This is a genomic window from Curtobacterium sp. USHLN213, from assembly GCF_037144815.1.
Taxonomy (GTDB): domain Bacteria; phylum Actinomycetota; class Actinomycetes; order Actinomycetales; family Microbacteriaceae; genus Curtobacterium.
Map to the genome: position 1 here is coordinate 56,530 of NZ_JBBCYQ010000016.1, position 8,259 is coordinate 64,788.

The window sequence follows — 8,259 nt, forward strand, 5'->3', positions numbered from 1 at the left end:
GGCTCCTGGGTTCGGGGTGCAGGGGGTGGTGCGGTCAGCGGTGCGCGCGGTCGGGCACGCGGGGGTGTCCGAACCGCTCGCGCAGGGTGAGGTCGTCGTACGTGGTGGCGGTCCGGCCGCGGCGCTGCAGCTCGGGCACGACGTGGTCGACGAAGCGGTCGATGCCACCCGGCAGGTACGGGAACTGCACGATGAAGCCGTCCGCTCCGCCGTCGTCCGCGAGTTCCTCGAGCCGGTCGGCGATCTCCGGCCCGGTGCCGGTGAGCAGGCTCCGCCGGTACGACCACGAGTAGACGTCGCGGGGCGTCGCCGGCCCGTCCGCGAGCAGGCGCTCGACCGCGGGCTTCGGCGACCGGGTCTCGTTCGAGGTGTCGAACTCCTCGGCGTAGTCGAACGGCACGTCGACGTCGCGCCCGGACAGGTCCTGGCCGATCTGGTGCGACACGTCCTCGAGGATGAGCGCGTCCGGGGTGAGCGCCAGGATCGCGTCCGCCTCGGCCCGGGCGTCGGCGGCGGTCTCCCCCACGACCGGCATGACCGAGGGCATGATCTTCACGGCGTCGGCAGCGCGACCGTGTCGGACCGCCCGGGCGCGCAGGTCGTCGACGAACCGACGGACGTCGGCCGCGGACCCACCCCGCGTGAACACGGCGTCCGCGGTGTCGGCGGCGAGCTCGAGGCCGGACTCGGAGCCGCCGGCCTGGAACAGCAGCGGGTGGCCCTGCGGCGGCCGGGCGATGTTGAGGGGACCGCGCACCCGGAAGAACTCCCCGTCGTGGTCGAGCCGGTGCAGCCCGTCCCGGTCGGCGAAGATCCCGGACGCGGCGTCCGCACGGATCGCGTCGTCGTCCCAGCTGTCGAGCAGACCGTGGACGACGTCGACGAACTCGCGGCCACGCTCGTACCGGCGGGAGTGGTCGATGTGCGCGTCGCCGCCGAAGTTCCGGGCCTCTTCGTCGTAGCGGCTCGTGACGAGGTTCCACGCCGCGCGGCCCCGGCTGATGTGGTCGAGGGAGGCGATCGTCCGCGCCACGTGGTACGGCTCGTTGTAGGTGGTCGAGACCGTCGCCGCGAGCCCGATGCGGCTGGTCACCTGGGACAGCGCCGCGAGCAGGGTGAACGGCTCCGGGCGGAGCGCGCCGTAGTGGTCGACGCCCGAGGGGTACCGGTCCCAGAAGTACAGGCCGTCCGCCAGGAACAGCGTGTCGAAGAACCCGCGCTCGGCGCTCTGCGCGATGTGGCGGTGGTGGCCGATCGTCAGGTGCTCGGCCGGCCGCGACGACGGGTGCCGCCAGCCGGTGACGTGTGCGCCGCCGGGGTGGAAGGCGAACGCACCGAGCAGGATCCGGTCGCTCATGCCGAGACCTCCGCCGTCTGGAGCGTGCTCGCCGGTCGCGCCAGCCCGAGGTGCTCGCGCAGGGTGTCCCCGCGGTACGTGCGGTCGTACACGCCGCGGCGTTCGAGCTCCGGCACCACCTGGTCGACGAACCGGTCCACGCTCACCGGGATCGACGAGAACGCGAGCATGAAGCCGTCCGCGGCGTCCTGCTCGTAGCGCTCGGTCAGCCAGTCCGCGATCTGCTCGGGTGTTCCGGGCAGGAACCGGCGCCGCAGGATCGTCCGGTAGACCTCGCGCAGCGTCGTGGCGTCCGCGGCGATGCGTCGGATCGACTCGTACACCGACTTCGACTGGGTGATCGACGACTCGTCGAAGACGTGCTCGAACGGCGCGTCGAGCGGCCGGTCGGACAGGTCGGTCTGCAGGTAGTGCGAGAGCAGGTCGAGCGAGACGCGGTCCGGCGTGAGTTCCTCGATCTCGTCGAGTTGCCGCAGCGCGTCCGCCTCGGTGTCGCCGATGACCGGTGACACGGCCGGCAGGATGAGCATCGACGACGGGTCGCGGCCGTTGTCGACGGCTCGGCGCTTGTAGTCGGCGTACAGCGCCTGCGCGTCGGCGAGCTCGTCCTGCCAGAGCGTGAACACGCCCTCGGCCTTCGCTCCCGCCAGCGCTCGGCCGGCCTCGGACGCGCCGGCCTGGAACAGCACCGGGTGCGCCTGGGGCGGACGGGCGATGTTCAGGGGTCCCCGCACCCGGAAGAACTCCCCCTGGTGGTCGAGGACGTGCAGGCCCTCGCGCTTGGCGAAGTACCCGGACTGCTTGTCGTGCAGGAAGGCGTCGTCGTCCCAGCTGTCCCAGAGTCCCTGCACGACGTCGACGAACTCGGCCCCGCGCCGGTAGCGCACCGCGTGGTCGAGGTTGGCGTCGCGCCCGAAGTTCCACGCCTCTTCGTCGGAGGCGCTCGTGACGAGGTTCCACGCGGCGCGGCCCTCGCTGAGGTGGTCGAGCGAGGCGAGCTTCCGGGCGACGTGGTACGGCTCGTTGTACGTCGTCGACACCGTGGCGGCGAGTCCGATGTGCTCGGTCCGCTGCGAGAGCGCGCCGAGCAGCGTGAAGGGCTCGGTGCGGATGTTCACGACGTGGTCGATGCCGGAGTCGAAGCGGTCCCAGACGTAGAGCTCGTCGGCGATGAAGAGCGTCGCGAACCCGCCACGCTCGAGCGTCTGGGCGAACCGGACGTAGTACTCCACGTCGAGGTACTGCTCCGGTTCGCTGCCGGGCAGCCGCCAGCTCGTGACGTGTTCACCGCCCGGGTAGAAGACCATCCCGCCCAGCACGAGGCCGCCGTCGCGCGTCATGCCGTCACCGCCTCTCGTGTCCGTGCCGGTGCGACCGGCCCCACCGTCGCCCCGATGCGTGGCGCGACGTCCTCCGCGAACAGCGCGAGGGCCTCGCGCCGACGCTCCTGGTCGGCGTAGCCGTGCTCGACCTGCACGTTGAGCTGCGTGGCGTACCGGGAGTACGGCTTCGACAGGATCGACTCGGCGATGTCCTCGGCGGTGCCGTAGTGCAGGTTCAGCGACGCGGCCTTCTCGGCCAGGGTCGACGCCGGGGGCAGGAACGACTCGCCCCACGCGTACTTCGCCTCGATGCCGGCACGGGCCTCGCGCAGCGCCGTGGCACGGTCACGGGCCGGGTAGATCGCGGTGGAGAGCGCCACCCGCGGCACCGCGCCGTCGGGCAGCGCGTCGAGGTAGGCGGCGGCGGTGACCTCGGCCGGTACCGTCTGGGTGGTGCCGACCAGGACCCCGTGTCCCCGGGTGGCGGCGATCGCAGCGCTGCCGGCGGTGAGGGTGGCGTCCCAGAGCCGGTCCAGCAGTGCGCTGCCGTCCGGGTTCAGTCGGGCCGTGCCGGTCCCGAGCGGCTCCCCGCGGAGCGCACCGAGCAGCGTGTCGAGCTGGGCGTCGAAGGCCGCCCGACGTGCCTCGTGCTCGGCGTGGGCGAGGTCCGGCGCGAAGACGTCGAGGGTCTCCGGGCCGCCGCCGTTCGCGACGCCGAGCTCGACCCGGCCGTCGCTGAGCGCGTCGAGCACCGCGGCGTCCTCGGCGACGCGGACCGGGTCCTCGTGCGGGAGCGTCACCGCACCGAGTCCGAGCCGCAGGGTCGAGGTGCGCTCGGCGAGGGCGGCGAAGAAGACGAACGGTGACGGCAGCCCGCCGCGGGTCGGGTCGTCGTCGTGTCGGAAGTGGAACTGACGGACCCACGCGCTCTCGTACCCGAGTCGTTCCGCGGCGGCGAACAGGTCCAGCTCGTCGCGGTACGCCCGGCTCGCCGGCGGCGCTTCCGTCCCGTGCGAGAACACCGCGATCCGCAGTGGCACCGAGGCCACGCGGGCGGCCCGTTCGACGTGCGTCATGGAACACTCCCTCGTCAGTGGAGTGATGCAAACACGCACCACCGACGGTCCACGAGCGGCGACGTAACGGAGCGTTGCGCGACGTCACACAACGTAGGAGTGCGCACGGACGGCGTCCGAGGAGCATGATCGCCCCGTGCCGCAGCCCGCCGAATCCGACACCCTCCGCCGTCGTCACCCCGGCCTGCCGGACCACCTCACGTGGGAGCCGAGCAGCCGCTGGGTCCGCGCGGTCGTCGACGGCCTGACGGTCGTCGACACCCGTGCACCGATCCTCGTGTGGGAGGCCGGCCACAAGGTCCCCGAGTACGGGATCCCGCGAGCCGACGTCCGCACCGACCTCCTGTCGCCGGCGGACGACGCACCCGCACCGGGTCGGTCCTGGCGCCCGGTCCGACCGGCCCGACGCTGGTACCACCTCCGGCTCCCCGACCGGGTCGTCCCGCACGTCGCCTGGTCGTGGGACGACGACGGCCTCGACGGGTGGCTCGGCGTCACGTGGACCCCCGGGGTCCTGGACGCCTGGTACGAGGAGGACGAGCCCGTCATCACCCATCCCCGCGACCCGCACAACCGGGTGGACGCGCTCCCGAGCAGCCGGCACGTCGTGGTCCGCGACGGCGACCGAGTGCTCGCCGACTCCCGTTCGCCCGTCGCCGTGTACGAGACCGGCCTGCCGACGCGCTGGTACCTGCCCCGCGAGGACGTCCGGTTCGACGAGCTCGTCGCCACCGCCACCGTCAGCGAGTGCCCGTACAAGGGCCACGCGACCGCGTACTGGGGAGTCCGGCGCGCGGACGGCACCGTCGAGGACGTCGCGTGGTCCTACCCGGACCCCTTCCCCGCGGTGGCCGCCGTGCGCGACCGCGTCGCGTTCTGGGGTGAGCGGGTGGTCGTCGAGGTGGACGGCGTCCGCGCGTCGTCCGCGGTGGACCTGCGCGTCTGACGGACGGGAGGCACGGGTCGGGCCCGACCCGCGCCTCCCGTCCGACACTGGTCGCGACCACCGCCCGGCGCGCGTGTGCGCTGTCAGCGCCCACCGCGTTGACTGGGGTGTCGGTCGATCGAGGAGTGCGTGTGCTGGGACCTGAACTGGTGGTCGTGCTCGGCCTCGCCATCGCCCTGACGGCGGGCATCGCCGACCGCATCCGGGTCGCCCCGCCAGTGCTGCTGCTCGTCTTCGGCGCGCTGCTCGCCCTCGTGCCCGAGTTCGCGGGCGTGCAGCTCCCCGCCGACGCCGTCCTCCTGCTCTTCCTGCCGGCACTGCTGTACTGGGAGAGCCTGACGACGTCCCTGCGCGAGATCCGGAAGAACCTGCGCGGCATCGTCCTGATGGGCACGCTGCTCGTCGTGGTCACGGCCGGGGCGATCGCCGTCCTGCTCCACCTGCTCGGCATGCCGTGGGGTCCGGCCTGGGTGCTCGGTGCGGCCGTGGCACCGACGGACGCCACGGCCGTCGGGGTGCTCACGAAGATGCTGCCGCGCCGGAACGTCACGGTGCTGCGTGCCGAGAGCCTCGTCAACGACGGCACCACCCTCGTGGTCTACGGGATCGCCGTCGCGGTCACGGTCGGCACGCAGGAGCTCACGTTCTGGGGCGTCTCGGGCATGCTCGCGCTGTCCTACCTCGGCGGCGTGGCGGCCGGTCTGGTCGCGGCGTGGCTCGGCACGCAGGTGCTCCGGCGCGTCGACACGGTCGTCCTCGAGAACCTGGTGACCCTCCTCGTGCCGTTCGTCGCGTTCCTCGGTGCCGAGGCGATCGGGGCCTCCGGCGTCCTCGCGGTCGTGGCCGCCGGCATCGTGGTGAGCCAGGTCGGTCCGAAGCTCGACCGCGCCGAGACCCGTCAGCAGGTCCGCGCGTTCTGGTCCTTCCTGACGTTCCTGCTGAACGGCGCGCTGTTCGTGCTCGTCGGCATCGAGGCGATGGTCGCCGCCCGGGCACTGGAGCCCGCCGAGCTCCTGCGCGCCACCGGCGTGATCGCCGCGGTGTCGATCGCCCTCGTGCTCGTGCGGTTCGCGTTCCTCAACGCAGCCGGCGGCACGGTGTGGCTCGTCACCCGACGGTCCGGCGGAGCACCGCGCGAGGGCCACCGGGACCGGCTCGTCAGCGGCTTCGCCGGGTTCCGCGGGGCGGTGTCGCTCGCGATGGCCGTCGCCGTGCCCCGGACCCTCGAGTCCGGCGCGGCGTTCCCCGACCGGGACCTCATCGTCTTCGTCACCGCCGGGGTCGTCGTCGTCACGATCGTCGGGCAGGCGCTGGTGCTGCCGGCCGTCCTCCGCCGGGCCGCGCTGCCCGAGGACGAGTCGGTCGGCGAGGAGCGCCGCTACGCCGAGCGCACCGCGATCGAGGAGGCGCTCGACGCACTCCCCCGCCTGGCCCGCTCGACCGGCGCGGACCGTGCGACCGTGGAGCGGGTGCGGAAGGACTACGAGGCGCACCTCGACGTCATCCAGGCCCGCGAGGAGGACGACGACGACCACCCGGCGCTGCAACGGCACGACACCGCGGTCGCCCTCGAGCTCGCCCTGGTCCGGCACAAGGCGTCGACGCTCCTGCGGTTGCGGGACGCCGACGAGATCGACGACCTCGTGCTGCGGCAGGTGCGGTCGGGGTACGACGCGGAGGAGGCGCGGTTGAGCGGGGTCACCACGACCTGACGGTCTCGCCGGCGAGTGCCCGGACGGGAGGCGGGGGGGGGGGGGGGGCCCCCCCCCCCCTCCCGTCCGTCACGTCCTACGACTCGTCGGCAGCCGCCGGTTCCGAGGCGAGCGCCTTCCGACGCTGCGCGATCTGGACCGCGATCGCCACCGGGACCGCCGCGAGGGCGAGTCCCCGCAGCCACGGACGGTCGAAGACGTGGCCGGACGCGTGGTCGAGGGACACCGGACCGGGGCCGCCGAGGGCGAACATCGCCGCCGAGAAGCCGAGGAACGCCGGGAACTCGAACCCGCCGTCGGCGTTGAAGAAGCCGTTCGGGGTGTGCACGCTCGAGGCGACACCCATGGTCGTCGCGGCGCCTGCACCGGCGATCGGGGTGGCCAGGCCGAGCGCGAGGGCGGCACCGGAGCCGGCCTCGCCGATCCCGGCCAGGACGGCGTTGCGGCGGCCGGGTCGGAACCCCATCTGGTGCATGCCCTGGGCGGTGCCCTCGATGCCGCCGCCGCCGAACGCGCCGAAGAGCTTCTGGGAGCCGTGCGACACGAGGACGGCGCCGAGGGCGATGCGGAGCAGGGTCTTGGCGGTGACGGAAGCGGTCGTGGTGCGTGCGCTCATGCGTTCTCCCGGTGGTCGGTGGTCGTCCGGCCGAGGTGGTCGGCCGTGGTGTCGCAGAACGTACGCCCCGCCGGTCCGGTGTGGACCGGCGGGGCGTCCCGCGATGCGGTGGTCGTCAGCTGGTGAGCTGGCGTCGACCGCTCACGCGGACGATGACACCGGCGACGACGGCACCGACGATCGGGGCGACGATGAAGACCCAGAGCTGCGCGAGCGGTGTCGCCCCGCCGTAGACGGCCGCGGCGATCGAGCGCGCCGGGTTCACGGAGGTGTTGCTGATCGGGATGCTCACGAGGTGGATCAGCGTCAGGGTGAGCCCGATCCCGATCGGCGCGACGGCCTGGTACTCCCGCTTGGCGGTGATCGAGAGGATGACGGCGATGAAGACACCGGTCAGGACCGCCTCGGCGAGGAACACCGACCCGAGGCCGTACCCGCCGGGGCTCGCCGATCCGTACCCGTTCGAGGCGAAGCCCCCGTCACGAGCGGCCGCGAACGCCCCCGGCTTGCCGGAGAGCACCGCGGCGATGATGCTCGTCGCGGCGAGCCCACCGACGATCTGGGCCACGATGTAGCCGGCGACGTGGCGGGCATCGGTTCGGCCCGCGGCGAGCAGACCGAGCGTGACCGCGGGGTTGAAGTGGCCGCCGGAGATGTGCCCGACGGCCGAGATCCCGGCCACGAGCGTGAGACCGAACGCGAGGGCCACGCCGAGGTAGCCGACGCCCTGCTGGTTGTCCGTGGCACTCGGGACGTTCGCGGCGAACAGCGCGGTGCCGACGCCGCCGAGCACGAGCAGGAACGTGCCGAAGAGCTCGGACGCGTACCGGGCCACCGGCGACCAGGCGGCCGCGTCCTCGCGTCGCTGCTCGGACGTGGACTCGCTGACGGGTTCGTCCGCGGCGCGGTCGTGGTTGCGGTTCGCCATCGTGGTGTTCTCCGTTCGGTGCGGGTGTCGGTGTTCCGGCCAGTCGTCGGTGTTCTGACGGCTGTCAGTGGACGCGGGTGGATTTGGCGAGGGTGGAGCGGGTGCCGCCGGTGAGGTGGACGAGGACGGGGATCTGCCGGCCGAGGGTGCGGTCCAGGACGGTGATGGCCCGGTCGACGGCGGTGAGGACAGTGACGGCGTCGCCGCCGCGGCGGACCGCGACGCGGATGCGTGCGGCGCGTTGCCGTCGGACGAGGTACGTGTCGACGCGGGCGCTGATGACGTCGCGGACGCCGTCGAGT

At 73.0% G+C, this 8,259-nt stretch carries 7 protein-coding genes and 1 pseudogene; 2 read left to right on the forward strand and 6 right to left on the reverse strand.

The window, feature by feature from the left end; all coding sequences use genetic code 11:
- Positions 1–34: 34 nt before the first annotated feature.
- Genes WFH25_RS17995 through WFH25_RS18005 form a run of 3 tightly spaced genes read right to left on the reverse strand, consistent with a single transcriptional unit; the run spans position 35 to position 3,755 of the window.
- The gene (locus WFH25_RS17995; RefSeq protein ID WP_229086583.1) at positions 35–1,357 is read right to left on the reverse strand and encodes an NtaA/DmoA family FMN-dependent monooxygenase; all 1,323 of its coding nucleotides are present in this window, start codon (positions 1,355–1,357) and stop codon (positions 35–37) included.
- Entirely contained in the window at positions 1,354–2,697 is a 1,344-nt protein-coding gene (locus WFH25_RS18000) for an LLM class flavin-dependent oxidoreductase (protein WP_336698859.1), read from the reverse strand. Before WFH25_RS18000 ends, WFH25_RS17995 begins: the two co-directional genes overlap by 4 nt.
- Positions 2,694–3,755, reverse strand: a complete 1,062-nt coding sequence (locus WFH25_RS18005; RefSeq protein ID WP_070418888.1) for an LLM class flavin-dependent oxidoreductase — start codon at positions 3,753–3,755, stop codon at positions 2,694–2,696. Before WFH25_RS18005 ends, WFH25_RS18000 begins: the two co-directional genes overlap by 4 nt.
- Positions 3,756–3,891: 136 nt before the next feature.
- On the opposite strand from WFH25_RS18005, the gene WFH25_RS18010 reads away from it, so the two are divergent.
- Together WFH25_RS18010 and WFH25_RS18015 are read left to right on the forward strand one after the other, a co-directional pair.
- A complete protein-coding gene (locus WFH25_RS18010) occupies positions 3,892–4,701 on the forward strand; it encodes a DUF427 domain-containing protein (RefSeq protein ID WP_336698860.1) in 810 nt (269 codons plus the stop codon).
- Positions 4,702–4,832: 131 nt separating this feature from the next.
- Positions 4,833–6,413 carry a Na+/H+ antiporter gene (locus WFH25_RS18015; RefSeq protein ID WP_336698861.1) on the forward strand — a complete coding sequence of 527 codons (1,581 nt, stop codon included), beginning with the start codon at positions 4,833–4,835 and terminating at the stop codon, positions 6,411–6,413.
- 76 nt (positions 6,414–6,489) lie between these two features.
- Here the strand turns inward: WFH25_RS18015 and WFH25_RS18020 are convergent, their stop codons facing one another.
- The 3 genes and pseudogenes from WFH25_RS18020 to WFH25_RS18030 all read right to left on the reverse strand — a co-directional run.
- Entirely contained in the window at positions 6,490–7,029 is a 540-nt protein-coding gene (locus tag WFH25_RS18020) for a DoxX family protein (protein ID WP_336698862.1), read from the reverse strand.
- A 115-nt stretch (positions 7,030–7,144) separates the two neighbouring features.
- Positions 7,145–7,957 (reverse strand): aquaporin Z, encoded by an 813-nt coding sequence (aqpZ, locus tag WFH25_RS18025; protein WP_092387252.1) that lies wholly within the window; start codon positions 7,955–7,957, stop codon positions 7,145–7,147.
- A gap of 64 nt (positions 7,958–8,021) precedes the next feature.
- Positions 8,022–8,259 (reverse strand): annotated as a pseudogene (locus WFH25_RS18030) (hypothetical protein); the annotation flags it as partial.

Bases quoted from the DNA above. Each gene is read 5' to 3' on its own strand.
- WFH25_RS17995 (WP_229086583.1), bottom strand. From the start codon at position 1,357: ATGAGCGACCGGATCCTGCTCGGTGCGTTCGCCTTCCACCCCGGCGGC.
- WFH25_RS18000 (WP_336698859.1), bottom strand. From the start codon at position 2,697: ATGACGCGCGACGGCGGCCTCGTGCTGGGCGGGATGGTCTTCTACCCG.
- WFH25_RS18005 (WP_070418888.1), bottom strand. From the start codon at position 3,755: ATGACGCACGTCGAACGGGCCGCCCGCGTGGCCTCGGTGCCACTGCGG.
- WFH25_RS18020 (WP_336698862.1), bottom strand. From the start codon at position 7,029: ATGAGCGCACGCACCACGACCGCTTCCGTCACCGCCAAGACCCTGCTC.
- aqpZ (WP_092387252.1), bottom strand. From the start codon at position 7,957: ATGGCGAACCGCAACCACGACCGCGCCGCGGACGAACCCGTCAGCGAG.